At 70.1% G+C, this 1,158-nt stretch carries 1 protein-coding gene; it reads right to left on the bottom strand.

The annotated features are described in order from the left end of the window. Positions 1-164: 164 nt before the first annotated feature. Positions 165-1,158 (bottom strand): ABC transporter ATP-binding protein (locus DSP71_RS06750; RefSeq protein WP_220151086.1); only part of this gene is annotated, 994 nt, incomplete at its 5' end.

Consider the following 1,158-nt stretch of genomic DNA (forward strand, 5'->3'; position numbering starts at 1 on the left):
GCCACCTGCCAGAGCGCGCGGGTGTCGCGGTCGCCGTCGCGGTCGGTCGTCCGCAGCACGTAGGCGATGCGGGTGCCGTCCGGAGACAGCGCGGGCTGCTCCGGTGTGCGGACGGAGAGCAGGTCGTCGACGGTGACGCGGTTCATGAGAGCTCCAATCGATGGTCAGTTCACTGTGTCCGCTGAGAGCGGGGACGGTGTTGTGGTCGCGGCCGAAACCAGGGGGATGCTTTGGGAGGTGGGCACAGTTCCGAGCGCGACGTCCGCGTGCGTGCCGGCGAAATGGCATGCGGCTCCGGCTGAACCGGAGGGCAGGGGAGGATCCGCGATCACGCAGATCTGACGATCGGGTCGTGCCGCGGGACCGATCGGGCACCGCGGGTGGAACCGACATCCGCTGGGAGGCGCATGCGGGTCGGCGGGCTCCACGTCGACCGGGGCGAGCGGGTCGACCGCCAGCAGGTCGCCGTTCCTGGTGGGCGCCGCCTGCAACAGGTCCCTCGTGTACGGGTGCTGCGGGTCGGCGAGCACCTGCTCGGTGGGGCCGAACTCCACGATCCGCCCGAGATACATCACGGCGATGTGGTCGCTCAGATAGCGCACGACCGAGAGGTTGTGCGAGATGAACAGCATCGTGAGGTCGAGTTCACCGCGCAGCTCCCGCACGAGGTTCAGCACCGAGCCCTGCACCGACACATCGAGCGCCGAGGTGATCTCGTCGGCGATCACGACCTCCGGTCGCGCGGCGAGCGCTCTGGCGAGGGCGATGCGCTGTCGCTGCCCGCCGGAGAGCGCTGCCGGAAGAGACGGGGCGCGGTCGGCGTCCAGGCTCACCAGGTCGAGCAGTCTGGCGACCTCCGCGCGTCGGGCAGCGGTGCCGCGGATGTCGCGGGGGAGCGCCTCGGCGATGGACTCGCCGATCGTCATCCGGGGATCGAGTGAGGAGAACGGATCCTGGAACACCATCTGGATGGGGCGTCGACGACGGAAGCTCCGCACATCCGCACCGTCGAGAGTGATCGCTCCCTCGCTGATCGGCGCGAGGCCGATGGCCGCGCGAGCCAGCGTCGATTTGCCCGACCCCGATTCGCCGACCAGCCCGACCACGGAGCCGGACGGCACGACGAGGGAGACGTCGTCGACGGCCGTGAGACCGGCG

This window comes from Microbacterium sp. H6 (assembly GCF_003314775.1).
Classification (GTDB): domain Bacteria; phylum Actinomycetota; class Actinomycetes; order Actinomycetales; family Microbacteriaceae; genus Microbacterium; species Microbacterium oxydans.